This is a genomic window from Bacillus sp. USDA818B3_A (assembly GCF_009928415.1).
Lineage (GTDB): Bacteria > Bacillota > Bacilli > Bacillales > Cytobacillaceae > Neobacillus.
This window is the reverse complement of record NZ_JAABNN010000013.1, coordinates 39,587-65,701: the sequence shown is the minus strand read 5'-3', so window position 1 is coordinate 65,701 and position 26,115 is coordinate 39,587. Positions and strand designations below refer to the sequence as shown.

General features: G+C 37.6%; 29 protein-coding genes and 1 pseudogene. 11 read left to right on the top strand and 19 right to left on the bottom strand.

Features of this window, described 5'->3' with window-relative positions:
• Positions 1–199 precede the first annotated feature (199 nt).
• A complete protein-coding gene (locus GXK58_RS18420; protein WP_160724639.1) occupies positions 200–565 on the top strand; it encodes a hypothetical protein in 366 nt (121 codons plus the stop codon).
• Positions 566–569: 4 nt separating this feature from the next.
• On the opposite strand, the gene GXK58_RS18415 is transcribed toward GXK58_RS18420, so the two are convergent.
• Entirely contained in the window at positions 570–1,130 is a 561-nt protein-coding gene (locus GXK58_RS18415) for a competence protein ComK (protein ID WP_160724638.1), read from the bottom strand.
• Between the two features lie 193 nt (positions 1,131–1,323).
• Between GXK58_RS18415 and GXK58_RS18410 the strand changes: the two genes are divergently transcribed.
• Complete coding sequence (locus GXK58_RS18410) at positions 1,324–1,560, top strand: IDEAL domain-containing protein (RefSeq protein ID WP_160724637.1); 237 nt, start codon at positions 1,324–1,326, stop codon at positions 1,558–1,560.
• A 117-nt stretch (positions 1,561–1,677) separates the two neighbouring features.
• Here GXK58_RS18410 and GXK58_RS18405 read toward each other — a convergent pair whose 3' ends face one another.
• The 6 genes from GXK58_RS18405 to hemE form a co-directional block, all read right to left on the bottom strand.
• Complete coding sequence (locus tag GXK58_RS18405; RefSeq protein WP_160724636.1) at positions 1,678–2,949, bottom strand: M48 family metallopeptidase; 1,272 nt, start codon at positions 2,947–2,949, stop codon at positions 1,678–1,680.
• Positions 2,950–3,098: 149 nt separating this feature from the next.
• Positions 3,099–3,875 (bottom strand): enoyl-CoA hydratase-related protein, encoded by a 777-nt coding sequence (locus GXK58_RS18400; protein WP_160724635.1) that lies wholly within the window; start codon positions 3,873–3,875, stop codon positions 3,099–3,101.
• Between the two features lie 128 nt (positions 3,876–4,003).
• Positions 4,004–4,993, bottom strand: coding sequence for a lipoate--protein ligase (locus GXK58_RS18395; protein ID WP_160724699.1), 990 nt, complete (start codon positions 4,991–4,993; stop codon positions 4,004–4,006).
• 16 nt (positions 4,994–5,009) lie between these two features.
• Positions 5,010–5,744 carry an MBL fold metallo-hydrolase gene (locus GXK58_RS18390; RefSeq protein WP_160724634.1) on the bottom strand — a complete coding sequence of 245 codons (735 nt, stop codon included), beginning with the start codon at positions 5,742–5,744 and terminating at the stop codon, positions 5,010–5,012.
• 202 nt (positions 5,745–5,946) lie between these two features.
• Complete coding sequence (gene hemH / locus GXK58_RS18385) at positions 5,947–6,879, bottom strand: ferrochelatase (protein WP_160724633.1); 933 nt, start codon at positions 6,877–6,879, stop codon at positions 5,947–5,949.
• A 152-nt stretch (positions 6,880–7,031) separates the two neighbouring features.
• Positions 7,032–8,078: a uroporphyrinogen decarboxylase gene (gene hemE, locus GXK58_RS18380; RefSeq protein ID WP_160724632.1), complete on the bottom strand. Its 1,047-nt coding sequence runs from the start codon at positions 8,076–8,078 to the stop codon at positions 7,032–7,034.
• Between the two features lie 244 nt (positions 8,079–8,322).
• Between hemE and GXK58_RS18375 the strand changes: the two genes are divergently transcribed.
• Both GXK58_RS18375 and GXK58_RS18370 read left to right on the top strand, forming a co-directional pair.
• A complete protein-coding gene (locus tag GXK58_RS18375) occupies positions 8,323–8,817 on the top strand; it encodes an antibiotic biosynthesis monooxygenase family protein (protein ID WP_160724631.1) in 495 nt (164 codons plus the stop codon).
• 136 nt (positions 8,818–8,953) lie between these two features.
• Complete coding sequence (locus tag GXK58_RS18370; RefSeq protein ID WP_160724630.1) at positions 8,954–10,345, top strand: hypothetical protein; 1,392 nt, start codon at positions 8,954–8,956, stop codon at positions 10,343–10,345.
• Between the two features lie 14 nt (positions 10,346–10,359).
• On the opposite strand, the gene GXK58_RS18365 is transcribed toward GXK58_RS18370, so the two are convergent.
• A complete protein-coding gene (locus GXK58_RS18365; protein ID WP_160724629.1) occupies positions 10,360–10,995 on the bottom strand; it encodes a phosphatase PAP2 family protein in 636 nt (211 codons plus the stop codon).
• 148 nt (positions 10,996–11,143) lie between these two features.
• On the opposite strand from GXK58_RS18365, the gene GXK58_RS18360 reads away from it, so the two are divergent.
• Positions 11,144–12,319: a M20 family metallopeptidase gene (locus tag GXK58_RS18360; protein WP_160724628.1), complete on the top strand. Its 1,176-nt coding sequence runs from the start codon at positions 11,144–11,146 to the stop codon at positions 12,317–12,319.
• A gap of 17 nt (positions 12,320–12,336) precedes the next feature.
• Here GXK58_RS18360 and GXK58_RS18355 read toward each other — a convergent pair whose 3' ends face one another.
• The 3 genes from GXK58_RS18355 to GXK58_RS18345 form a co-directional block, all read right to left on the bottom strand.
• The gene (locus GXK58_RS18355; protein WP_160724627.1) at positions 12,337–13,059 is read right to left on the bottom strand and encodes an EcsC family protein; all 723 of its coding nucleotides are present in this window, start codon (positions 13,057–13,059) and stop codon (positions 12,337–12,339) included.
• Positions 13,060–13,158: 99 nt separating this feature from the next.
• Positions 13,159–14,370, bottom strand: a complete 1,212-nt coding sequence (locus GXK58_RS18350) for an ABC transporter permease (protein WP_160724626.1) — start codon at positions 14,368–14,370, stop codon at positions 13,159–13,161.
• Positions 14,363–15,103: an ABC transporter ATP-binding protein gene (locus GXK58_RS18345; RefSeq protein WP_160724625.1), complete on the bottom strand. Its 741-nt coding sequence runs from the start codon at positions 15,101–15,103 to the stop codon at positions 14,363–14,365. The genes GXK58_RS18350 and GXK58_RS18345 overlap by 8 nt, the downstream gene beginning before the upstream one ends.
• 627 nt (positions 15,104–15,730) lie before the next feature.
• Between GXK58_RS18345 and GXK58_RS18340 the strand changes: the two genes are divergently transcribed.
• Entirely contained in the window at positions 15,731–16,150 is a 420-nt protein-coding gene (locus GXK58_RS18340; protein ID WP_160724624.1) for an HIT family protein, read from the top strand.
• A gap of 157 nt (positions 16,151–16,307) precedes the next feature.
• A complete protein-coding gene (locus GXK58_RS18335) occupies positions 16,308–16,838 on the top strand; it encodes a tryptophan transporter (RefSeq protein WP_160724623.1) in 531 nt (176 codons plus the stop codon).
• A 53-nt stretch (positions 16,839–16,891) separates the two neighbouring features.
• Here the strand turns inward: GXK58_RS18335 and GXK58_RS18330 are convergent, their stop codons facing one another.
• Entirely contained in the window at positions 16,892–17,083 is a 192-nt protein-coding gene (locus GXK58_RS18330) for a hypothetical protein (protein ID WP_160724622.1), read from the bottom strand.
• A gap of 135 nt (positions 17,084–17,218) precedes the next feature.
• Between GXK58_RS18330 and GXK58_RS18325 the strand changes: the two genes are divergently transcribed.
• A complete protein-coding gene (locus GXK58_RS18325; RefSeq protein WP_160724621.1) occupies positions 17,219–17,581 on the top strand; it encodes a YtxH domain-containing protein in 363 nt (120 codons plus the stop codon).
• 149 nt (positions 17,582–17,730) lie between these two features.
• Complete coding sequence (locus tag GXK58_RS18320) at positions 17,731–18,306, top strand: HTH-type transcriptional regulator Hpr (protein ID WP_160724620.1); 576 nt, start codon at positions 17,731–17,733, stop codon at positions 18,304–18,306.
• A gap of 8 nt (positions 18,307–18,314) precedes the next feature.
• Here the strand turns inward: GXK58_RS18320 and GXK58_RS18315 are convergent, their stop codons facing one another.
• Entirely contained in the window at positions 18,315–18,653 is a 339-nt protein-coding gene (locus GXK58_RS18315) for a DUF1878 family protein (RefSeq protein WP_160724619.1), read from the bottom strand.
• A 253-nt stretch (positions 18,654–18,906) separates the two neighbouring features.
• On the opposite strand from GXK58_RS18315, the gene GXK58_RS18310 reads away from it, so the two are divergent.
• Entirely contained in the window at positions 18,907–19,086 is a 180-nt protein-coding gene (locus GXK58_RS18310) for a hypothetical protein (RefSeq protein ID WP_098529757.1), read from the top strand.
• A gap of 95 nt (positions 19,087–19,181) precedes the next feature.
• Here the strand turns inward: GXK58_RS18310 and GXK58_RS18305 are convergent.
• Positions 19,182–19,271, bottom strand: a pseudogene (locus tag GXK58_RS18305) (YjcZ family sporulation protein); the annotation flags it as partial.
• A 39-nt stretch (positions 19,272–19,310) separates the two neighbouring features.
• Positions 19,311–19,397, bottom strand: coding sequence for a YjcZ family sporulation protein (locus GXK58_RS18300; protein ID WP_160724698.1), 87 nt, complete (start codon positions 19,395–19,397; stop codon positions 19,311–19,313).
• Between the two features lie 210 nt (positions 19,398–19,607).
• Between GXK58_RS18300 and GXK58_RS18295 the strand changes: the two genes are divergently transcribed.
• A complete protein-coding gene (locus tag GXK58_RS18295; protein ID WP_160724617.1) occupies positions 19,608–20,480 on the top strand; it encodes a peptidylprolyl isomerase in 873 nt (290 codons plus the stop codon).
• A 46-nt stretch (positions 20,481–20,526) separates the two neighbouring features.
• Here the strand turns inward: GXK58_RS18295 and GXK58_RS18290 are convergent, their stop codons facing one another.
• The 4 genes from GXK58_RS18290 to GXK58_RS18275 all read right to left on the bottom strand — a co-directional run bounded on the left by GXK58_RS18290 (position 20,527) and on the right by GXK58_RS18275 (position 26,077).
• Positions 20,527–20,715 (bottom strand): sporulation YhaL family protein, encoded by a 189-nt coding sequence (locus tag GXK58_RS18290; protein WP_160724616.1) that lies wholly within the window; start codon positions 20,713–20,715, stop codon positions 20,527–20,529.
• Positions 20,716–20,839: 124 nt separating this feature from the next.
• Entirely contained in the window at positions 20,840–21,784 is a 945-nt protein-coding gene (gene yhaM / locus GXK58_RS18285; protein ID WP_160724615.1) for a 3'-5' exoribonuclease YhaM, read from the bottom strand.
• A gap of 56 nt (positions 21,785–21,840) precedes the next feature.
• Complete coding sequence (locus GXK58_RS18280) at positions 21,841–24,840, bottom strand: AAA family ATPase (protein ID WP_160724614.1); 3,000 nt, start codon at positions 24,838–24,840, stop codon at positions 21,841–21,843.
• Between the two features lie 16 nt (positions 24,841–24,856).
• Entirely contained in the window at positions 24,857–26,077 is a 1,221-nt protein-coding gene (locus tag GXK58_RS18275) for a metallophosphoesterase family protein (RefSeq protein WP_160724613.1), read from the bottom strand.
• Positions 26,078–26,115 lie beyond the last annotated feature (38 nt).

Genomic DNA, 26,115 nt, shown 5'->3' with positions numbered 1-26,115 from the left:
TCATTTTAATTCATTTTCTCCTAATCAATATCCTTCTATTAATAAAAACTTTCTCACATCCTTCCTTATTTTAGCAACAAAGAAAGCCTGCCAAATGACAAGCTTTCTTTCAATCATCTCCTATTGCATTTATTAATGATTTTTTGTTAAAATAAATAAAGAACATTTGTTCGATTTTTAGGTAGAAAGGATGAAAATAATGACCAGGATACCGGACGATGAGCGGGATATCATGGAAAAGGCTATTTATTTACCAATGGTTTTAATCGTCCTTAACCGGGATATAGCTGTTATCGAAAACAGTCCTTTTAAATTAAAAAAGCCCTATTTGAATTTAATTGAAGAAACGATGAAGGACATCCAACGTGAGTTAGCAGGGGTTAAACAATACATGAAGAAGAATAAACTGCAAGTAATTGAAACAAAACGGGATGATGCCTTTACAATGTACATGTTTATTTATAAGGGCTACGAAGAAAATCATAATTATTTTAATCCTCGAATCCGAAACAAAGTCCAAGAAATATTAGAAACATACTTATCAAAAAAACACCTATCCCGATAGGTCATTATTTTCTTTTGTCTAAATAAAGTTCATGGCTTTCTGATGCCTTTGAATGTTTGGGACTATGCATTAAAAAAACTAATTTTTCCTTATTAATTTCAACTCTTTGCATCAGTTTCATTTGTAAATAAGAAGTCCTTAACATTTGGGTATTAAACGTACTATAGGAAACAGGGAAAATCTGAGATTGATGATTCCGGAAAATGACCATGGTTTCTCGTGCTGAAACACGACGATAATCTTTGATATGCTCAGCAAAGAACCAGATACATTTAGGGTTTTCTGGGGAGGCAGTACAGAATGCATAGATGTTGGTGATGGGTTCAATTACAATTGGGAGTTTACGCGAATAGTCAATAAGCAGCCTTGTCCCTTTCCTCCTTCCTTCATAATCGACACCATAATAGGCACAGCCCTTTTGAATAATACTGAATGGTTTAGCTGGACTAAGGATCTTTTCTTCGACCTCACCAATCAGTGAAAATATTTTACTTCCATATTCTTCTGGTCTAATATACATAGTGCAAGAATTCACAATATAATCTCCAGTTCGTTCTTGTGTCAATATCCCCAACCCCTTTAGTTACAGCTATTCACCATATCTTACCATCTTTTTATTTGTACACCCTTATTTTTTTGAATTGTTCTTAAAATATTCATAAATATTTGTCAAGAAGAAAACTATCAGAAAATTATAAAAAGTAATGATAATATGTAAAAAAAACCATATACTTTAAAAAAGCTCAGAGGTGATTTTCATGAACGATAAGTCATACTCAGAATTGATGAAAATTGGTGCAATGAAACGAGCTCGTATGAAGGAAAATTTTGTCCAGGATTTGTACATTGATATGCTGTTATCGGAAATCCAGCTGAATGTGGAAAAGGAAAAACTGCTGCGAAAAATTGATAATGCCATTGATTCGGGTGATAAAAAGAGTTTTCAGCATCTCTCGCATGAGCTAATTAAAATAAACAGACGATTCGGATCTTAACATGAACCGCCTATAAACGGCGGTTTTTTTATGCTTGTCGGGCTGACCAAGGCACCTAGGCAATTTTTCTTAATAGAAAAAGGCTAAAGATAAAAAATCTCAAGCCTTCATACTTACTTATTGATTTCGATGTTTAATTTCATATTCTTCCAGCATGGAAATTCTGTCCAGCATAGATGGGTGGGTATATCGGAATATTTTTACCAAAAAAGGCGGGTTGACTTCACTCAATCCGGAGCGGGTTAATTCTTGGAAAGAATTTATCGCGGCTTCAGGATTTTTAGTCATTTCAATCGCATACTTATCAGCCCGTGTTTCCTGATAGCGTGAAGCAAGATTCGATAACGGACTAGCCGCAAACAAAAGAATGGATAAAATCATAAAAAATAATGGTAAGGAACGTACATCCTTCACATCACTTATTTTTAGCTCCCTCCCCCACTTCCTTACTGCCCAGTTCATTATTCGGTAGGTAAGATAAAGTCCTAACAGTGAGAGGAGTAAGTAACCGGCTATACCGAAATAAATATGCTTTTCAACATAATGACACATTTCATGTGCCATTATAAATAAAATTTGGTTATCATTTAACCGGTTGAGTGTCGTATCCCATAGAACAATTCTCGCATTCGAACCAATCCCTGTAACGTAGGCATTTAAAGCATTTGTTTTATCAGCCATGTTGACCTCAAACACATGTTGCGCAGGAATTTCGGCTTTTTGTGCAAGTGTTAAAATCTTTGTTTCCAATTCCTTGTTTTTTAATGGATAGAAATCGTTGTATAACGGGTCAATAACCACAGGCTGCAAGAACATCATGAACAACGTAAAGGGAACAGATAAGAGCCACCCATAGAGCCACCAGCGCTTTTGGCTTTTCTTCATCAACCAGTAAAGGACAGGTACAATAATCAGCCATGTACCATAATTAATCCAAAAATCGATTAACTCGTCCTTCATCCAAGAAGGAAAACTCTGAGTTGAAATGTGGTAGGTTCGAGATAAGGAATAACTGACATAATTTAAAGGAAAGGTAGCTAAAAAGGAAAAAAAGGAAAGCCAGATTAAATAAATTGGCATTCGCAGCAGTTTATATTTTGCTGATTGATCGGCCCAGCGCTTAAAGGCTCTTGAAAACCCGAATAACAGGATAAGGAAATAAAATAGCCATTCAAAAGGAGTGGATAAAAAATACAATAAATTTCTTATTCTTGAGTACTCTTCACTTAATTGAAGTTCCCTTCCATTAAGAAAGGTTGTTGGATCAGCCTTTGATCCTTGATATTCAAATGGTAATGAAGTATCAGCAAAGTGAAATAAATACCAGTAAATCAACAATCCATATAAACAAAAGGCCAAAACCGCATAGACCCCCATTTTTCTCACCATGATTTTGTCCCCCTTTTTGTACAACCTCTCTATACCTAGTTTAGTTTAAAAAGTTGGATTTAGAACCATAGTTACTCGAAAACCGTACTTTACCAGTATCTTTTTAAAAAATAAACGGACAAGAAATAAACACGGTGCCAGGCACCGTGTTATTTCCCTTTAAACTCTGGTTTTCTTTTTTCAGAGAAAGCTTGCAGGGCCTCGATTCGATCTTCCGTTTGAAGGGTCACCTCATAGGCTTTTCGTTCTAGCTGCAGGCCTGTATGTAGATCTGTATTCATTCCATTTTTTATCGCAAATTTAGCTTGCTGGACAGCGATCGGACCATTTGCCAAAAGCGTTGAGCAAAAAGCAATCGATTCACTCAACAAATCACCTCGATTAACCACCTTTGTTAATAATCCGTAATCATAGGCTTCATTTGCTGACAGCCTGCGCGCAGTTAAGATAAGTTCCAAGGCTTTTGCCTGACCAATTAATCTTGGGAGCCGCTGGGTGCCGCCTGCTCCAGGAATGATGGCCAGACTTGTTTCTGTTAAGCCCATCACCGCATGATCGGCTGCAATTCGAAAATCACAGGCCAACGCCAGTTCCATCCCGCCGCCGAATGCAAAACCATTAATGGCTGCAATCGTGGGCTGCGGCAGTGCATCGATCTCATTAAACACCTCATTAATTTTAAACAAATTACGTTTCACTTGGCTATCTGTTAAATGCTTCCGTTCTTTTAAATCCGCACCTGCACTAAAAGCTTTTTCCCCTGCACCGGTAAAAATCACTGCCCTAACCTGTTGATTACTTCGGATCGTTTCTATTTTTTCCTTTAATGCGATTAACGTATCGTAATTAAAAGCATTTAAAGATTCTACACGATTAATAGTAATAACAGCAACATAGTCTTTTACTTCAAGTAAAATATGCTCCATTCTTCCTCCTCCTCCACTTTATTAAAGAATTCAAAAAAGGCAGACAAAATGCCTGCCTTAACTAAAAATTTTATCTATTTATTATCTGTTCAAGGAATGGACTTTTTTAAAGCGTCCAGACAATATAATTAATAGATTAAATCAATAAATTCCCCTTTTGATATATTCCCGAAATAATGCTTAGTATCTACCTCGGAAAGGACCCGCTCAATTTCGCTTTTCTCATAGCGGATTCCGGTAAATTTTTTCTCAATCTCGCTTACTTCTCCAACCCCAAAGAAGTCACCATATATTTTACAGTTTTCGATTAATCCCTTATTTACCTCTAAGCGGACATCAATGGAACCGACCGGGAAACGATGCGAGTGCTGAAGATTAAACTTTGGTGACTTTCCATAATTCCAGTCCCAGTTTTGGTAACGCTCTTTGGAAAGCTGATGAATTTTTTCCCAGTCTTCTTCTGTTAAAATGTATTCAGGTATATCATCTTGACCACCGAAAATATTCCTTAATAGTAAGGAACGGAATTCTTCTATACTAATCTTTTCCGTTAAAAACTCCGAAATATTTGCCACCCGGCTGCGAACAGATTTAATTCCCTTTGATTCTATTTTATCTTTTTTTACTTTTAAGGCTGATACCACATTCTCTATTTCCGAATTTAACATAAGGGTCCCATGACTAAACATTCTCCCCCTTGTGGAAAATTGCGCATTCCCTGAGATTTTCCTGCCCTCAACTTCTAAATCATTTCTCCCGCTCAACATTGCGTTTACCCCTAACTTTTGCAATGCTTCAACGACCGGCTCGGTGAATTTACGGAAATTATGGAAGCTCTCCCCGTCATCCTTCGTAATGAAACTAAAGTTTAGATTTCCAAGGTCATGGTACACCGCGCCGCCTCCAGATAATCTGCGAACGACATGGATACCATTCTGTTCAACATAGTCCGTATTGATTTCTTCGATCGTATTTTGATTTTTACCAATAATAATCGATGGTTCATTTATGTAAAACAATAAATACGTTTCGTTTATATCTAGATTTTTCAACGCATATTCTTCAATTGCCAGATTAATACGCGGATCTGTAATTCCTTTATTATCAATAAATAACATGGTCATTATACCTTCCTTATAGTGAAATAGATAGGAATTCCTCTGCGAGTTTTATTGTACCGCTAAATTCCCCAGACGCTTCCGAAACCAGCTCATCCAGATTCCCGTAATGCGGCAGGTGAGTAAGAATCAGCTGTTTTACCTTAGCTTTCTCGGCAAGCTTTCCTGCCTCCAGACTATTCATATGACCGGCCGACTGACCGTTTTGATTTCCATAAAAGTTACATTCACATAGAAGAACATCAGCATTGTCACTGAATTCAACAAACTCTTCTTTAAAGGAACTGTCACCAGTATAAACAAGGGTCTTCCCGCCCGCCTCTATTCTCATTGCATAACAGGAAACAGGGTGATTCGTTTTTAAAAATGCTATTTTAAAGGGACCAGCTGAAAGAATTGTATCAGGGTTATAGGCCATCCCTTTTGTAATGGTTTTATAGGTTAGTTTGCTAAACTCCGGTTCATCAAAAGAATGCCCGTAGACAGGCAGATTAGGGAGTGTATTCCCAAGGAATCCTTGTATTAACCTGGCATGCTGCAAAACCCCAATATCTGCAATATGATCTGGGTGGTAATGTGAAAGGATGACGGCATCCAATTCTTCAGGTTGTATGATATTTTGCAGTTTTGATAGGACACCGCTGCCACAATCAATTAGTAATTGGAAACCTTCATGTTCCAATAGATAACCCGAACTTGCAGCATTTTTTTTAGGATAACCACCCCAATATCCAATCACTGTCAATTTCATCTAATCTCCTCCAGTTCTATAGTCTAACTTTAATATTCTCAAAAACCTGGAATTATTCACAACATCGCAAAAAGAAGCTGATCTTATGGAACAGCTTCTGGTTTAATTGCCCTTATAAAGGCTCTTTTTTTCCATTGATATGATTTGCCTAAAAGAATTGGGGACTAATTGGTCCCCCCATTCTACAGCTTCTATAAGAGTACTATTTCGCTATCCTTTTTAAGACAACGTCTGCTAAACAATCAATGAATACATCTTTAGCGTTTGGCATGTCCGGACGGTAATATTTTGCGCCTAATTGATCCGTTACCGTTTTACATTCAATATCATTATCGTATAACACCTCAAGATGGTCACAAACGAAACCAACAGGTGCATAGACGAAAGATTTATATTGTTTTTGATTATATAAATCCCGCGTTAAGTCCTGAACATCCGGACCAATCCATGGTTCTGGTGTATTGCCGGCACTTTGCCAGCCAATTTCAACGTTTTTAATGCCCGCTTGATTGGCAATTAATTCTGCTGTTTCTTGGAGCTGGCTAGGGTATGGGTCCCCCAGTTGAAGAATTTTCTCAGGCAGACTGTGAGCAGAAACGATCAATACTGCCTGTTCTATTTCCGCTTCGGTCATTTGGTTAAAAATATTTTTTACTTGATCAGCCCAGTAGTCGATAAATTTAGGTTCCTGGTACCAGCTCTCAATTGTGCTTATTTTTAAACCGCCTAATTTTTCAGCTTCCTCTACCGCTCTTCCATTATAAGATTTAACGCTGAAAGTTGAAAAATGCGGGGCAAGGACGAGACTTACCGCCTCTTCGATTCCATCCTCATGCATTTTTTTTACGGCATCTTCAATGAAAGGTTCAATATGTTTTAGTCCTAAATACATTTTAAATTCAATTTCATCTTGAATTTGATTAAGATGTTTTTCAAGCTTTTCAGCTTGGTCTATCGTAATTCTAGCCAGCGGAGAGATTCCGCCAATTGCCTCATATCGATTCCTAAGATCGTCAATCATCTCAGGGGTAGGTTTTCGGCCATGCCGGATATGGGTATAGTAAGGCACTAAGTCATCAAATGAATATGGGGTACCATATGCCATGACTAACAGACCCATTCGTTTCTTTGTCATTTACGTGCACCTCGTTTTAGCTCTGCTTTAGGAAATTATGTAAAAAGGCATTATAGGCTTTGGATCCTTTAATGCCTTTTTTTATAAACAACTGATTATATTGTGCCAAAAAATCGGACTGCTTACCAATTTAATGACTTATTTTTTTAAAATCAGCGGCTCAATTTGGCTGCTGAATATTCATGAATAAAAGAAGTCAGCCTTTTCAATGTGTCCGGATTTACTGAAGGAAACACACCATGACCTAAATTAAAGATATACCCGTCTTGTGCCATGCCTTGGTCTAAGATTTCTTTAGCTCTCTCTTCAATGACTTCCCATGGAGCCAAAAGAATCGCTGGATCAAGGTTGCCTTGGACAGTTTTATGGATACCCAATTCTCTTGCTTCTCGAATAGGTAACCGCCAATCTAAACCGACCACATCGAGCGGCAGATCATTCCATTCTAAGGCAAGATGGCTTGCCCCTACGCCAAACATAATTAACGGAACATTTTCTTCTTTTAAGGAAGTGAAGATTCGATTCATAATCGGTTTGATAAAATAACGGTAATCTTCTACATTCAAGGCACCTACCCAGGAATCAAAGATTTGAATGGCTTTTGCACCGGCATTAATTTGTGACTTAACATATGTAATAATCATAACGCCAAGTTTGTCCATTAACGCAAACCAAGCCTTAGGCTCCGAATACATAAATGCTTTTGTTTTATTATAGTTTTTGGATGGGCCGCCCTCTATCATATAGCTGGCAAGCGTAAATGGCGCACCAGAGAAACCGATTAATGGTACATTTAACTGTTCTTGTGTTAGTAATTTGATTGTTTCCAATACATATGGAACGTCTTCTTCCGGATGTATTTCGCCCAATTTTTCTACATCGGCCAAAGAACGAATCGGTTGATCAATGACGGGGCCAACACCGCCCTTAATTTCTACATCCACCCCAATCGCTGGGAGCGGTGTCATAATATCTTTATATAAAATGGCGGCATCAACGTTATATTGTTCCACAGGCAGGCGTGTAACATAGGCACAAAGCTCAGGCTGATGAGTAATTTCAAATAAGGAATATTTTTCTTTTATCTCTCTATACTCTGGCTGCGAGCGGCCAGCCTGCCGCATATACCATACAGGTACATGATCTGTTTTTTCACCTCTAGCGGCTTTTAAAAATGTTTCATTAATGGTTCTTGTCATGAAGAATGTCCACCTTTCAAAGACTGTCTGTTTTCCATTTTAATATATTGAAGTAAAAATTAAAAACCATTGATACATGAGCTGACTTCAATATATCGATTAAACCTGTCTGCTGTATAGGTTTCAATAGTATCTGTCAAAAAAAAGTCGTTTTTAACTTACCAATTTTGTCTAAACATATAGGTGCATACTGAAAATAGGGAAGTATATTGTATAGAGAATTCATTTTAGGGGTGAGAAACATATGAATATTTATATTACTGCTGGTACACTGGATTATTTAAGAAAAATTGAGGACAAATATCCCAATGAACACATGTACGCAATGATGAATGAAAATGGTGCGGTCCTGCTCCATGAAACCAAGGTCCCCGCCGTCTTTAACGAACCGCGCAAATACGAAGTTTTGGAATCCTATGGAGAATTGAAAAATGAAGGATTTGTTGTAATGAATAACATATCCGTTTCAGATGAAGGACGGCCATTATTTGAACATCAGTTCAAACAACTCACAGGATCGGTCGTAACCGCCCAAGGTCTGACAGCACTGCGATTACTTCGGCCTTTAACCTCTTCTCCTTATATCATCTTAACTTTATGGGAAAGCAAAGTCTTGTATCAAAAATGGCAGAGTTCTAATTCCATTTTTGATCAGCTAAAAGCTGGCTTCGACGCGACGCAAAAGATTTTAACAGGCACACCCTATCTAAGCAAATATACAATGGCGGGAAAAAATTAAATACGTTAAGGCAAAATGGAGTTCTCTGACTCCATTTTTTTTATTTCTCCACCTCACCACTTAGCGGTGATTACATATTCTGTATTACACCATAAAAAGGGCTATAGCCCTTTTATGATCAGAAAGGAGGATAAATATGCTTATTGAACTTACAGCCCTTCATTGGATCTATGTTGCTTTTATTCTTTTAATCATTGGCTTTATGGTTATGAGAAGGGACACCAGCATTGTTTGTATTCTCGGGATCTTCTTGATTGCTCTGACAGCAACAGGAAGTTTAAGTCACTCCATCAGCAGTATTTTTAATAGCTTTAGCTATGCTATTACAGAATTGTTATCAACCATTCTTGTTATTTCTATCATTGTTGCAATGAGCCATACGCTAACGTCAACCGGAATAAATGATGTTATGATTTCACCTTTTCGAAAGTTGATCCGTAATCCAGGTCTTGCTTACTGGACGATTGGTATCTTAATGATGGTGATTTCTTGGTTCTTTTGGCCATCCCCTGCTGTTGCTCTGCTAGGTGCAGTTTTACTTCCAGTGGCGATCAGAGCTGGTCTGCCTGCCCTGGGAGTTGCCATGGCCATGAACCTGTTCGGACACGGAATCGCTCTATCAGGAGACTTTGTTATCCAAGCGGCGCCTAAACTAACGGCAGATGCCGCCGGACTCCCGGTCCAAGAAGTTTTAGACGCCAGTATCCCACTCGTTTTTGTCATGGGGATTGTCACCACGGTTACTGCCTTCTATTTTTTAAGAAGGGATTTAAAACGCGGAACCCTTCAATCCACTTCAACCGTTTTGCCCGACTCGTCTGACAATGAAAAACCCAGCCTCTTAACTCTTGCCCAAAGACGTTTCTTCGCTATTTTGGTGCCGATATTATTTGTGGCGGACGTAGCTGCTATGACCGTTCTCAATTTAACCGGCGGAGATGCTACAGCCTTAGTGGGCGGAACTTCCATACTCATCCTGCTTCTCATTACCCTCACTAGCCATAAAAACAAAGGCCTTGAAAAAACAACGCAATATTTAATTGAAGGATTTCAGTTTGGATTTAAGGTGTTTGGTCCTGTGATTCCGATTGCCGCCTTCTTCTATTTAGGGGACAGCGGTTTTACAACAATCATCGGAGAATATTTACCAAAAGCCTCCCACGGCATTGTTAATGATTTGGGTATAGCCCTTGCAAATATTGTACCGTTAAGTAAACAAGTAGGAGCAATCACACTCACTGCCGTTGGAGCGATTACCGGCTTAGACGGTTCAGGCTTCTCAGGAATTTCGCTTGCTGGATCGATTGCCGGGTTGTTTGCTGCTGCCATCGGCAAGGGTGCCGCGACACTGACAGCTCTAGGGCAAATTGCAGCTATTTGGGTAGGCGGCGGAACTCTTGTCCCTTGGGCTTTAATACCTGCAGCTGCCATTTGTAATGTAGATCCGTTTGAATTGGCCAGACGAAATCTTGTTCCAGTCTGTATCGGCCTGTTGGTTACAACCATTGTTGCGATGTTTCTAATATAAAGAAGAGGCCGGGGTTAACTCGGCCTCTTCTTCTCATATCGATTTTTAAAGTATTTATAGAAAAATATCCAGATAGAAGTCCAAATAAAACCTAGTGCATACCCACCAAATACATCAGAAGGATAATGGACTTGTAAAATAATCCGGCTTGCACCAATGAGGAGTAGTAAAACGGCAGCCAAAAGTGCAATCAGCCATTTTGCTGATTTCGACTGAATGGCCTCGATCAGTAAATAGGCGCACGTAAAGTAAAGGATCATCCCCACCATGGCATGACCGCTTGGATAGCTGTAGCTTTTCACATGAACAAGGTGTTCTAAATCAGGTCTCGGACGAACCAGCCAATCTTTTATTAGTTTACTAGCTTCATTCCCTAAGGCTACCGATAATGCCAACATTGCTGCCCCAGGATAATTGCGTTTTAAGAGCAATAACCAGACTAGCATAATCAAAGCGACAATCCCGATTCCAAGCTTATCTCCCAATTCGGTGACTTGAATAAAAAATGGAATGAGTGCATCGGGTACATGTGAAAAAAGGCCGGCAACATATGAATCGATCCAGAAAGAGCCGTGTAAAGCGACCTTAATAGATGTAAATAATGCAATGAAAACGGCAAGTATTAGAAAAATAAACGATTTCTTTCTCAAAAAAATCTCCCCATCCCTTTGAAACTGTTTTTTGCATACTTTTAAAAGTATAAAAAAAATAAATGTAAAAATCTATATTATCATGTTAAAAGTGTTAAAATTGTTTGAAAATAGATTCTTACTATTCTACCAAAAGGGAGGATTACATATGTTGAACAACCTGTTTTCTAAATTAGAAGGTTATTATGATGACATGGTCGCCATCCGGCGCTATCTCCATCAGCATCCCGAGTTGTCCTTTCAAGAATATAACACCGCTGAATATATTCAAGCCTATTATGAGAATTTAAATATTGAAGTAAAAGGGCAGGTTGGCGGTAATGGGGTTGTTGCAAAAGTTTATGGTAAAAAACCCGGTAAGACGGTCGCATTACGGGCAGATTTTGATGCCCTGCCGATTCAAGATGAAAAGGACGTTCCATATAAATCCTTAGTTCCCGGTGTCATGCATGCCTGTGGACATGACGGACATACAGCTACCCTGCTTGTTCTGGCAAAAACCTTACATGAACTCAGGGATGAATTAGAAGGTACTTATGTTTTTATTCATCAACACGCCGAGGAATATGCACCAGGCGGGGCGGCAAGCATGATTGAAGCAGGCTGTTTAGAAGGCGTGGATGTCATTTTCGGTACCCACCTATGGGCAAGTGAACCAACCGGAACAATTCAATACCGAACAGGTCCAATTATGGCGGCTGCCGATCGTTTTGAAATAGAGATTCAAGGGAAGGGCGGGCACGGCGCCCAGCCGCATAAAACTAGGGACGCCATATTGACAGCCTCCCAGCTTGTTGTAAATCTCCAGCAAATTGTCAGCCGCAAAATGAATCCTGTTGATGCAGCGGTAGTTACAGTAGCATCGTTTATTGCTGATAATGCTTTTAATGTGATTGCTGATAAAGCCAAGCTGACAGGCACCGTTCGGACCTTTAATGAAGAGCTGAGGCAGTTTATTGAAGTTGAAATGGAAAGAATTATCCAAGGTACTTGTTACACTGCAGGAAGTTCTTATCAGTTTGACTTTATTAGAGGTTATCCTGCTGTCGTGAACCATGAAAAAGAAACCAATTTTCTCATCGGATGTGCCGGGCATGTGCCAGAGGTTCAAAATATTGAAGAAACTGAACCACAAATGGGTGGGGAAGACTTTGCTTATTACTTAGAAAAAGTGCCTGGCACCTTCTTTTTCACCGGTGCAAAGCCCGTACGAGAAGAAGATGGATACCCGCATCACCATCCTAAATTTGATATTGATGAAAAAGCAATGTTAATTGCCGCAAAAACATTGGGTTCCTTAAGCTTAAAAGTCCATAACGAATAAACATCCATTGCCCCTGATTATAATTCAGGGGCTTTTTGCAGCAGTCTTAAGCGATAGGCATTCATTGCTGTTTCCCCTAACGTTTTTAAGAGATTATTGTTGGCATAGGCACCGACAAACGCTCCGATTCCTGGTACAAGCTGAAAGAGTTTTGCGAGGTCAATATAATCCCTGTATTCCTGCTGAAACTTCCGCCAGTCCATTTCTGAGAGCTCTTCCTTTCTATTTTCCCATTGTTCAATTTCCAATAAAGTGTTTTTTCGAATGTCATCGCTTGAAAAAGCTAATTGAAATACATGGAGAATAAATAATCTCTCTTCATAGCTTCTTGTATCAAATCCATAAATAGAGGCTGCTTCGAAGAGAAATTTCATTTTAATGGTTAAGAGTAATGGAAAATCAGCCAGCCCCAGTAATATCCCTCCTGCTCCTGTCCCAGCTCCTTCAACAATGGCCGTTTTTTGATAAACAGCCATCTTTTTCCGGACTAATTCATCTTTTTCTTCCAGCGTTAGTCCGGCAGCATGGTCCTTACTAGTAGTCAGCTGCGACCCAAAAAGAGTGGTCTTTACCATTGCCTTAATGCTTTCTGTCATCATTTCATGAACTTTTTCAGGTATCCACTCATTTATTTTCACTTGAGCTTTTTTGGATAACCGATTCATCATTCCTGACCGCCTGATCAGTCTTCGTTTCCATTCTTGCACTTCGTCATAAATTTTTAATTCATATTCGTTCAAGAGGACCCTCTCCTTTCACTTAATATTTATGTTTCAATACGTGGGAACCGTCCAATAGTTTCAAAAAAAAAATCCCCCATAAAGGGGGAAGTCATTCGATTATTTTCTTAAGCGGCTTTTACTATACGAATAAACAAATACATAGCTAAACACCACACCTAAGCCTAAAGCAAGCAGAGAATAGAACCATTCTCCCTTTATCATAATGAATATCGCGAAAATGAAGGTTTGAATCACTAATATTATCATTAATAAAAAATGGAAAGAAGCAGTCTTCTCTTGCTGTGGAACTGGATATAAGTCGACCCACAGTTTATTTTGATGGTGATTCCATAGAGGCAGCAGCTGAAATCCCGTTAAGTATAGAAATAAGATGGTAAGTAATAGTTGTCCAATTCCGAATGAAATAAAATAGATCCCAATTGCCCCTATAACCGTTAAGCGTACAAAAAGTCCTAGATAGTCGGAGGAGCGCAAAAACGTTCTTGAAAACAAATACAAATATGTTTTCTCTTGAAGAAATGGAATTTTACTGATGAAAAAATCAAGGTATTTTCTTCTCTTAACGGTATCTTTTAATTTTGGTACATCTGTAAATAAATTGGCTAACCGATAAAAAGATGCCATCCTCTTTTCTTCTGCCTCAATCAATTGATCCCATTTTAACCCCATTTTGAACGTTCGAACATGAAAGGAGTAATAATAAAAGACCATAATTAATCCAATTGCCAAGAGGATAAAAAGATTTGCCTCTTTAAACAATAGATACGCGAATATGGTATTTATTAAATAGCGAACGATAAAATCCCAGCGTTGAACGGAGAGCTCCACAAAAAAAAGGATTTTCCATGCGGATGCTAAATTCCAAGCCTTCACCAGAAGCAATATCAAGAAAAAAGGGATAAAGGAACCAAATCCGTTCCCGTTGACATGCGCATACATAGGCATTAAAACAGCAAAAACCATTAATAAGATATACCCTTGCAGGACGATGCTTGCAAACCCGGAACGCAGGAAATACCCTTTTAATTTCTCCTCTAGCGGTAGTAAGAACACCTTATCTGCTTCAAGCAGAAAATTATAAACAGGACTATATGTAACAAATAAACCGAGTATCACAGCTAAAACTAGCTCGGCTGGGAAACTTGTTGATAAATTCTTAATCCATTCCTGGTAATAAAATGCCGCGGTTCCAATCAAAAATAGCAGAACAATGACCAGATGACCATTGAAAATATAGCGTAAATATCTGCTTAAATCCTTCATGCGGCCGCCGGCCCGGTCTCTCCAAAGCTTATTTTCGTCAAACATAATTTTCTTCCTTTGTTAATTGAATATACAAATCATCTAAAGAAGCTGCTGGCATCGAGAATTGTTCCCTCAGTTCACTAAGTGTACCTTTGGCGCGGATTTTCCCTTCATGTAAAATGACAAAACGGTCACAGTATTTTTCTGCTGTGGCAAGTATATGTGTAGACATGAGTATGCCGGCACCGTTTTCCTTCATTTTTTTCATTAAGTCAAGAAGTGATTGGATCCCAAGGGGATCCAATCCCACAAATGGTTCGTCTACAATATACAGAGACGGCTGAACCAAAAAGGCACACATAATCATGACCTTTTGTTTCATCCCCTTCGAAAAATGGGCCGGAAACCATTTTAAACGTTTTTCCATCCGAAATTCCGAGAGCAATGGAGCAATCCTTTCTTTATATGCAGACTCATCTAATCCATATGCCATCGCGGTCAGTCTTAGGTGCTCATCCAATGTCAGCTCCTCATATAAAACCGGAGTCTCTGGAACATAAGTCAATAAGCGGCGATAGGTTTCTTTATTTTCTATAAAGGACTGACCGTTAATTTTAATCGTACCTTTATGTGGTTCCATTAACCCGATAATATGTTTAATGGTGGTACTTTTCCCCGCCCCATTTAAACCAATGAGACCAACTATTTCTTTTTCGTTTACATCAAAAGAAACATCTTTTAAGACAGGATTTCTTGTATACCCTCCCACAAGATGATCAATCGTTAATAAAGCCATGTCAAAACGTCCTTCCGTTGAAGTTTATCGCTTGTACTAGAAATTAACTATCATGAATTCCATTTTTTCTAATTTTATCAAATAACCACCGATAAAAATAGTTTTCAACTTTTCTTCACATGTTTTGTATAAAACTTTATTAAGTGGATATCATAATATTCGAAGGGGAAATAACTTATTCCGATGAAGTGATTCATCAAAAATTGAGATGAGGTGTCTGTCAAAGACAATTTCCTTTCAAACAAGTGAGCTTCTAAACGATTCAGAAAAAGGGGATGGTTGTTTTGTACAATGTGCATGGTAACCATTTAGAGTTCAAGTAACACCAACTGTTTATCTTAAAAAAATAAACAACAAATGAGGTGTTTACCGCAGACTACGTCCTGTTTTTAAAGGTTAGGTAACCAATAAAAACATATAGGGGATGGTCAGCTTGAACAATGATGTATCTTTATAAAAAAACACTCTACGAAAAATGAGGTGTTTATCAAAGAACATTCCTGAATGAACCCAGTTTGAAGCATTCCCCTTCGGGAAGGCAGGATTCCACGCGGATCCTGTCTTTTTCTTTTACTCGTAATCATGGTAAAATAATACAAACATTTTTTTGAAAAAGGGGCTGTATGTATGAGTGATTGTATTTTTTGCAAAATTGTCAATGGAGAAATCCCTGCTGCAAAGGTATTTGAAAATGAACATGTTTTAGCATTTTTAGATATCAGCCAAGTGACAAAGGGCCATACCCTTGTTATTCCGAAAGTACATAAGGAAAACCTTTATGAACTCACACCAGAAATCGCCAGAAACCTTTATGAAGTGGTGCCTTCTATTGCAAATGCTTTAAAGAAAGAATTTGAACCGATAGGTTTAAACTCAGTTAATAATAACGGGGAACATGCCGGGCAATCCGTCTTTCACTTCCATCTGCATTTAATCCCGCGTTATGGTAAAGGTGATGGCTTTGGTGCCGTTTGGAAAAACAATCAAAGTGATTATACCCCACAAGTATTACAAGACATGGCTGCAAAAATAAAAGAACAAATTTAGCCTATATTTGCTGTTTAAACGCAAGTTTTCTGAAAATTATTTCTTTATCAAAATTATATTAGTATGTTATAATGAGTTTAAGTTTTTCGCTGCAGGCAATGAGTGCACTGCAGGAAGGACCAAACATTAGCTTAGGATAGCAGAGGAGAGATGAGAAATGAATACAAAGAATCTTGTGGTATTAGCACTTTTGGCGGGAATGGGTGTCGTCTTGCATACCGTAATGCCAGCGTTCCTTAGTATTAAACCGGATATGATGCTTGCAATGATGTTTTTAGGAATTATACTCATTCCGGAGATTAAAAGCGTCATGCTGCTCGCGATTGTAACTGGTGTATTATCTGGCATTACAACAAGTTTTCCTGGGGGAACATTCCCTAATATGATTGATAAGCCGATCACTGCATTAGTCTTTTTTGGTCTATTTTTAGTACTAAGGAAATACCAAAATTCGATTATTAGTGTGGGAGCCTTAACAGCTATCGGCACATTAGTCTCAGGAAGTGTATTTTTAGGTGCAGCATCCTTTATCGCAGGGTTACCTGCCCCATTCACAGCATTATTCGTAGCAGCTGTATTACCCGCAACTGTACTAAATACTATCGTAATGGTTATTTTGTATCCAATAGCTCAATCGATTGTGAAAAGAACTAAATTAACAACATCAGCTACCGTGATTCAAAAGTAATTACGTGATCGCTTTAAGAAAAGAACCCTATGGGTTCTTTTCTTAAATTACTTCTATGATAAATAAGACAGTAAAATTGCAATTAACAAACAAATGATTGCAAAGCCGGCAAGCCCTGCAGCTCTTTTTTTTAATATTTGTTTTGGTGGATAAACACCAGGCCTCGTTAAGGCGAATAAATTTTTAAACGTACCTAAAAGCATCAGTACAGTTAAGATAAAAAATGTGACAGCTGCAGTTTTCATGGCTAAACCCCCTGCTTTGTTAAATATTTCGTACCACAATGGTTGTAACTATTTATATGATTTAGCCCCCATTCATATGAAAGACTTATTAAGGGGAGCTAAAGGAGATTTGTCTAATTGGAGGAAGTAGGAAAAATGAAACTAAAACCATTTCTATTCGGATTAATGACAGGAGGACTTGCTGCTGGTATCAGTTTTTTACTAACTGCGCCAAATTCAGGCAAGGTAACCAGGACCCAATTAAGAAAAAATTCCCAACTTGTAACGGATCAACTACAGAATATTAAAAAGAACCTATTAGACCTTAAAGATGCTTTAGTCGATGCAACAAAAGAAGGACGTGCACAAATTTCAACCTTTTTATCTGAAGTTAAAATCGTGCTAGCCAATTGGGAAAAAGAAATTCGTCCTCACCAGCAAGATCTTCAAAAAGAGATAGTTGAAATGAAGGAAACCATTCACGAATTGGAAGAGGAAATTTCAAATTCAGGTAAATAAAACCGCTCAATTAGCAATAATTCTCAAAATTTTTAAAAATCAAGGTAAAAATTGCGTGATTTCTAAAAATTTTGTGAATTTATACTTTATTAATTTTTATTTTATTGGCATAATGAAAATAGAGAAATTAAAAGTAGGTGAAAATGGGGATGACCGAGAAACAATATTCGTTAAAGGAAGCGATGATTTTTAGTCAACGAATTACACAATTAAGCAAAGCGCTATGGAAATCAATTGAGAAAGATTGGCAGCAATGGATTAAACCCTATGACTTGAATATTAATGAACACCATATTCTCTGGATTGCTTATCATTTAAATGGAGCTTCCATCTCAGACGTTGCAAAATTTGGGGTCATGCATGTCTCAACAGCTTTTAATTTTTCAAAAAAGTTAGAAGAACGGGGATTGCTGAAATTTTCAAAAAAAGAAAATGACAAGCGTAATACCTATATTCAACTCACAGAACAGGGAGAAGAGATCCTTCTTAAATCAATGGAATCTTATGAGCCAAATGGAAATGCTGCTTTTTCAGGGGCCCTACCGCTTCGTGAATTATATGGCAAGTTTCCGGATATTATTGAGATGATGGCCATTGTCCGTAATATTTATGGCGAAGATTTTATGGAAATCTTTGAGCGTTCGTTTCATAATATTGAAAGTGAGTTTGTTGAGGAAAATGGCACTTTAAAAAAGGCTAAAAAAACAGAACAAGAATTAGTTTAGCCTAAACTTTATAGGTACTTTTGCAACTCACGAAAAAGAGGCTCGTATAATCCCTGCTTCAAGCAGGCCTTAATGACCTCTTCGATGCTTAAATTAGCTGGTAACAAAGCTGATAATTCCTTCAGAAGCGGATGGAAATTAACGTAGCCTTCCGCTTTTTGTTCTGCCCATTTTATGCTTATTTTTTCGCATAACTGGTAAAAAGCATTCGTTTCCTTCTCTGTAATCCCGTTTTCAATAATTAACCTATAAAAATCATTATTAGGATTGGTTAGAACCTTTACCATGAGTTTCTGATGAAATTCAAGAAGATTGATTCTTTGCAATAGCACTTCAAGTTCATTCATATATTTGCGCCTCTTTTCATTCCGCTTTACTATGTTCATTATTCACTTTTTAAAGAGGCAGGTAAACCCTTTTTCTTAAAAATTCAAAGATAAAATGCCATACTATAAAACTTCCATCCTTTTTTACTATCTTTTTTTTAAGTTTTTTGCTATTCTATAAAATAGCGGAAAGCTTATTTATCATTTGATCAGTGATATTCTTTAATCAATCGCTGATAAAAATCTTAGTAATCCATCTAGGAGGGAATCATCGATGATCTCCATTTTTATTGTTTTTGCTATTTTTATTTTATTCTATGTAAATAAAATGACCAATTCCCTTTGTATCCAAAAGGAAATACCCGAGGAAAACCAGCATAAGGTATTCCGGACCATTAATGTACTCATAACGATTTTATTAATTTCATCTTATTTGGAAATCCTTTATACATAATCATTAAGATTTATGTTAGGGTTGCAATATTACTATTATAAATAAAAAGCGAAGCGATGAGTTAATTCTCATCGCTTTTGTTTGCTTTTAGATTCTTAATAAATCCATGAAGCTCCAATGATAATTAATAAGATGAAAAGGACTACAACTAATGCAAATCCTCCACCGTAACCTCCTGCTGCACCGGACATTTAGTTACCTCCTCTCGCTGTCATTTCCTTAAATTAATAAACCCAAGAAGCCCCAACAATAATCAACAGGATGAAAAGGACTACAATTAGAGCGAAGCCTCCACCATATCCACCACTCATCTTAAAACCTCCTTTTTCATTTGCTAAGATATACTATTCAACAAGTGGTCATTGCGTTTAGGCGCTTAACTTATTTTTTTATGGAAAAGTCCGTGAGTCTTTTTTTGAAATTTTATAAAAACACTTACATCTTTTATTTTTGCACCTGTAACCATTTATGATATAGTAAACATTGTGGACAAACCAATTACTAATTAGGAGAGATTCAGCATGAAAAAATGGATTTTAGCCCTTACAATGGCTGGCGCGGTTCTTGCATTAGGTGCATGTAATCAAAGCAGTTCAGATACAGTGGCAGAAAGTAAAGCTGGGGATGTAACTCAAGAAGATCTGTACAACACAATGAAGGACAGATATGGTGAACAAGCCCTTCAGCAGCTTGTATACGAAAAGGTACTTTCCAAAAAGTACAAAGTTACCGATAAAGAGTTGGATGCAAAAGTGGCTGATCTAAAAGAACAGCTTGGCACAAATTTTGATGCAACCCTTGCGCAGTATGGTTACAAAGATGAGTCAGACCTAAAGAAGACCATGAAACTTGGAATGTTACAAGAAAAAGCAGCAATGAAGAATGTTAAGGTAACAGACAAAGAATTAAAGGATTATTACGCTTCTTATCAGCCTGATATTAAGGTTCGCCATATCCTTGTTAAAGATGAGAAAACAGCACTAGATATTAAGAAACAACTTGATGGCGGTGCGAAATTTGCTGATGTTGCCAAAAAATCTTCAACTGATACGGCTTCTGCAGCAAACGGCGGCGATCTAGGTACCATTACCAACACAAATAAAGATCAATACGATGCAGATTTCATCAAGGCTGCTTATGCTCTTAAAGTTAATGAAATTAGTGCACCAGTAAAATCACAATTCGGTTATCACATCATTCAGGTTACTGAGAAAAAAGAGAAAAAATCTTATAATGATATGAAGAGTGATATCGAGTATCAAGTGAAATCATCTAAGTTAACAAGTGATGATATCAATAAAGCTATGCAGACTGAGCTAAAATCTGCAAACGTAAAAATTAACGACGAAGACTTAAAGAATGCTCTAGATACCACAACTGCTACACAACAATAAGAACAAAAGCGGAAGCCTCCAAAGGCTTCCGCTTTACTAATTTATTTTATTCACCTGTTGCTCTCAATTCATCCCGTTTTTCCTTCTCTTCCTCGAGTCGTTTAATATAAACTTCTCCTTCACGCTCGATGCTTTCCATCTCCACTTGCCGTTCTTCCCGGCCTGTTTTAATTGCCATTAGTGCACTAATTACGATTCCCGCTACAACTGCATAAATCCAAATAGGTATAGTCAATGTCTCCTGCTCCCCTCGTTAAGGTTTGTCCATTTAATGGGTTCTTTTACTACAACATATTCCTAGATGGTTAAAATATTCTTTTGTTCATAAAAAAAATAACCCTTTTCGGGTTATTTTTTATTCACTTATGAAATACCGGTTTATAGAATGAACGGTTATCTAGTGCAAATACACGCTCCGTATACTCTCCTGGTTTTACACGTTCTAGTGCCCTATCAAGCATATTCATCTTTGCATCAAGATTATCGATATAATGAAGAATTTCTGCTTCTTTTATTAATGGGGGTTTAGGGCTGCCCCACTCTGCTTTACCATGATGGCTTAAGACTAAGTGCTGAAGGATTATTACCTCTTCCCCTGTAATGCCCAATTCCTCCGCAGCTTTACCAATTTCATTGATCATAATCGTAATATGCCCAAGTAAATTTCCTTCAATGGTGTAAACTGTTGAAATCGGTCCCGATAACTCAACAACCTTTCCCATATCATGCAAAATTACTCCTGCATAGAGTAAATCTTTATCGAGACTAGGATATAACGAAGCAATTGCTTTGGCCAGATCCAGCATACTAACAACGTGATAGGCTAGTCCCGAAACAAATTCATGGTGATTTTTTGTAGCAGCAGGATATTCCAGGAAGGCCTTTTGATGTTTTTTTATTAAATGACGTGTAATCCTCTGGATATTTGGATTTTTCATTTCAAACATATATTGGGTTATTTTCCCTACCATTTCCTCCTGGCTGAGTGGTGCAGTCTCAAGAAAGTCCTCGAGCTTTACTCCATCTGAAGGTCCGGTTTTGCGGATTTGCCTGATTTTCAACTGACTTTTCCCACGATAGTTGTGGACATCCCCAATTATTTTTACTATTGTTTGCGGTGCATAATTCTTTTCGTCCTCAGCCCCTGCATCCCAGAGCTTTGCCTCAATTTCCCCGCTTTGGTCTTGAAGAATTAATGTCAAAAACGGCTTGCCGTTACTTGCCATCCCTTTTGTCGAGCTTTTAATGAGGAGGAATAATTCCACCTGTTCCCCAACATCATACTGTAAAATACCTTTGCTCATTCTCTTCACTCTCCCTCCCGATAGTTTGAGTATATCATATCTAAACTTTTACTCTATTAAGTAAACTGAACAGTACCTTTTTCCAGGTAAAGTACATCTTCCGTTTGGAAATAGGATAGTAAATGGTTGTGACAGGTAAAGAATAGGATTTGATTTGCTTTCAAGCTTCTAAGAAGCTCAATGACCTTTTGTGTTCTTTTAGCATCAAAATTAACAAAGCTATCATCAATGATAATAGGAAACAGATAATTCTCATATAGAGTTACAGCCAATGCCAATCGTATGGAAACATATAACTGCTCCGTTGTTGCCTGGCTAAGTTCATTAGCTTCAAACAAGGTATGGTCCTTCCGCTCAACTAAAAAACCGGTCCCTGTCTTCTGTAAGTGAATCCTTTTATAACTGCCATCAGTTAAAAAGGACATGTATTCCTCTGCTTTAGACAGCATTCTAGGTAAATGAACATTCTTATATTTATCAATGGTCTGTGACAAGATCTCTTGTGCCAGGCGATAAACTGACCATTCTTTGGCTGCCTCCGCTAATTCATCATTTTTCTGTTTAAATTGATGAAGCAGGTTGGAGTACATCCCTCCCTCCTCTAAGACTTGAATCTCATAGTTGATGGCAGCATTTTCATTTTGATTATTTTTTAATTTATCTTGTAAATCTTGTATTTCAAGCTCCCATTGCTTTATTAAGTCATCACTCTCGTGAATAGATAAAAATTCTTCCCTTTCTTTTACTGTAAGAGAGGAATAGTGAAGCTGGTTTTGCAGATGGTGTAGTCTCTCAAACAGAGCTTCTTGTTTTATTGCCTTATCGCCCATTTCATAGAATTGCTGCTCTGAAGAAACATTTGCTGCAAGTAACAGTTTATTATGTTCTACTTGTATAAGCTCCAGTTCCTGAACTTTTTGAGATAGATTTTCTTTTAGTTCTTCAAGTTTCTTTGCTCTCTCTTGGCTCTTGATTAATTTTTCGTGTTCTTCTTTTAGTTTCTTTCTTAAGAGATAGGCAGTTTTGTTGAGATCATGCCCTTGTTCTTCTAAAAAGAGATTTTCAAATGATCTTAGCCCTTCCTCTACAACTGATTGTTGATAAGTGATTTGCTCGATTCTTTGTACAAGCTGTTTTTTCTCTCTCAAAATGGATTTATATTGTTCAATGTATTCAAATGCCTCGAATAAAAAACTCGTTCCAATATACTCAGGAATGTTTAACTCATTACTTATTGATAAGATGTTTTCTTTATTTTGTGATACCGCGAACTCCCAATCTTCAAACTTAGAAATAACTTTTTCAAATTGGGATTGCTGCTGCTTTAACTTCAGTTTTAGCAGCTGCCATTCCTCACGTCTTAGATTATCATCTGTTAACTGATTTTTGAGTGTTTGATAATCTAAGCCCTCAGCAGTGCGGAGCTTTTCCTGCAATGTTTTTTCTTTTTCTTTTAAGCTATTTATCGTTGGCTCTAAATGATCTTCTTTAGTCAGCTTCGTTCCCTTTATGATGAAAATTGCCAGACCGATACAGCCTAATAAACCAACAGCCAAAAGGAACCACTGTTTTGTGAAAAGCCCGTATAAGAATACACCGAACAGAATTAATTCAAAAAGAGACATCTGAATCTTTTTTTCGTTCTTCATTCTGTCTTTATCAGCTTGATCTCGTCCATTTTCTTTTTGATAGAACTCAAGTTTCTCTCTTACCGATTTTAATTCCCACTCGATGTCATTTCTATTATTTCTGTGATTTAGCCGTTCCTCCAGTTTGATTCTCTCGCTTTGTGACATCAGCAAATTTTCAGCTGCACGTACTTCTTTCTCCATTTCTTCTAGTGATCTTTTTTCCTCTTGATATTGACTTTCTAAATCTTCCTTCATTTCATCCAATTTTCGTTTTTTGCGCGTCACCATTTCAACTTGGTTTTTCATATATATATTGGTGTTAATCTTAAGAATTTCTTCTTCCGATAAGGGCAAATGAAGTTTTTCACTTGTTATGGAAAGCTGCTCATCATATTCTGAGAGTTTTCGTTCGTTTTGCTGTATCTCTATTCTTGATTGTTCAATAATTGGCACTTTATCCAATAATGTTAAAATAACTGGCTCCTTATCGAGTAATTTAGAATCAGGATGGATCTCCTCCAATTCCTTTTGTAAACTCTCAACTCGGCTGGTTAGGCTCGTAATCTCCGCTTTATAAGGGTGAATAAGCTGATTTAGCTTTTCTATTCTTTCTATCCCACGGGTTGGAAAGCCGATATCTCCTAATTCAGTCAATTCTCTTTTAATCAAGATTTCTTCTTTAACTGCTGACTCGATTCTCTTCCATTCTTTCAATTTATTGATCTTTTCGCTAGTTTCCTGAAGTACATCATTTATTTGGATTCTTTCTATATACAGGTTATCCTTTTTTCTTTGAAGCTGTTCGTACTCGTTATTTCTTCCTGCCGCCTTTTTTAACTCTTTTTTTAATTCGTTAAGTCCCTGTAATTTTTCATTTAGGATCGGTTTTTTCCCAGACGGCTTAAAGCGAGTGTCTAATTCTTTTTGTAAAAAACTCTCCGCTTTAGCAAGCTGTTCTGTTCCAAGTGTTCCTGCTGAAAACAAAAACCTGCCAATTTCTTCTCCTCTCATCTGATGTATGTTCTGCAGCCCCTGTAAGTTAAAAGAAAAGACTGCTTGGAACAAGTTCTTATCAAAGTTTCCAACTAAAGCTTTTAATAGCTCCTCACCGCCGGAAGCCCCGCTATCCATCATGACCGTTACATCACCAGCAGCTTTTCCCTTTACACGTTCAATGACTGCAAAGCCCTGTTCCTCATGATATATTCTTAATTTTCCGCCATACTTGTTACTTTGTTTTGGTTCATAACGCAACTCGGTGGATTGTTTAGTCGGAAACCCAAACAAAATGGCATGTATAAATGCCATTAAAGTTGATTTTCCCGCTTCATTCTCGCCATAGAAAACTTGAAAATCTGATAGTGATTTAATGACTACATTTTCTAATTGACCATACCCATATATGTGAATTTCAATAATTTTCATGCCTCTGCTCCTTTAATTAGGCCTGATAAAGTAATTCAATTAATAGCTTTTCTGCCTTTTCAACTATCTCATCTTTTTCTGCCTCAAGTAAGTGCGGCAGATATTTTCTCCCTAAGTGATGCTCATATAAAGAGGCTAATGCTTGTTCCGTCTGATCATACTGTTGAATCGTCTCAAATAGTTCTCCATAAAAATTTGCTTCCGTCTTCAATTTTTCTTTATCGATTGTTACTACTTCTTCTAATTTCAAATCTGTGGTCCAAACAAATGACTCCTCATCCCGTTCATCCTCTAATAGAAGTTCTAGCAGTTCCCCGCTGATGCTTCTCTGTTCACGAACATCTGTGAGCCGAGTATGTTTTAATCTAAGGCATAGGATCGTTCCTTTATGCTCTTTTCTCACACTTTGAATGGCCGACTGACATAATCGAAAAAGTGCGTCAAAACTATCTACAGTTTCAGCATTGACTGTTACTTCCTCCCAAATGATATCGGAAGCCTCGATAAACTCAAGAATAGGATCCGAATCTGTATAGGTAACATAATAGAACCCTTTTTCCCCAGTCTCTTTCTTATTTCTACCCTGAATATTACCAGGATAAATGATTGGCGGAGCATAAGATAACTCAGCACGCTTATGAATATGTCCTAATGCCCAGTAATTAAAGTCTTTCTCAATCAAATCTTTTACTGTAAAAGGTGCGTAATTATCATGTTCTTTCCCTGAACTTTCATTTCCGTGCAGAATGCCAATATGGTAATCCGCACCATCCAATTTCCGATATTCATCAATTTTCCGCTCAAACACATGTCTTGTTCCATAACTAAAACCATAAAAATGGACGACAGCTCCGCTCTTTGTCTGCAGCACCTTTGTTTCCGTTTTGCTGCTAAAAATATGAACATTTTCTGGCATATCAAGGTGAACCCAAGAGCCATTTAAATGATCATGATTGCCGTGAATCATATATACAGGAATCTTCTCTTTGTTCAATTTCTCCATTTCCTGCCGAAAGCGGGCTTGAGCACGTAAACTGCGATCCTCGCCGTCGTATATGTCTCCAGCAATGATAACAAACTCAACTTGTCTCTCTATCGCGGCAGCTGTTACCTTTTTTAACGCTGTAAATGTACTCTCTTTTACTCTAGTAAAGATATTTGCCGGTAAGTGTCTTAAACCTACCATTGGGCTGTCCAAATGCAAATCAGCCGCATGTATAAACGATATCTTTTTCATAAAATATTCCTTTCGCCGTCTTTTTCTTCATTGTAGCA